Origin of the sequence: Mesorhizobium sp. WSM4935, assembly GCF_029625735.1 — a bacterium.
Taxonomy (GTDB): domain Bacteria; phylum Pseudomonadota; class Alphaproteobacteria; order Rhizobiales; family Rhizobiaceae; genus Mesorhizobium.
On the sequence record NZ_JARTVR010000069.1, the window covers coordinates 1 to 261 of the forward strand.

The 261-nt window shown below is 38.7% G+C and carries 1 protein-coding gene; it reads right to left on the reverse strand.

All coding sequences use genetic code 11. The features are described from left to right. Positions 1-261, reverse strand: a 261-nt coding sequence (locus tag P9273_RS32140; protein ID WP_278052593.1) for a hypothetical protein, incomplete at both ends; no start/stop codon positions are given.

Here is a 261-nt window from a genome sequence, read left to right on the forward strand (position 1 = left end):
GTGCAACACCAACCCAATAAACTTGTAAAACCGATGACTTGCTAGCACTGTTGGCATCAACTTGAAACTCTATCTTCAGAATATCTAATTGGTCGGTTGGAACTTGACCTGGCGTGTATGGAGTGAAATCCGACCAATTCCAAGTACCTACACCCCAAAATATAAAGGATAAAACCACGTAAAATTTATTGTTATTCCCATCAGTTAAAACCAATCTTGGATTACCAGATGAGACCTTATAGTAGATGTTTGGTGGTTTTC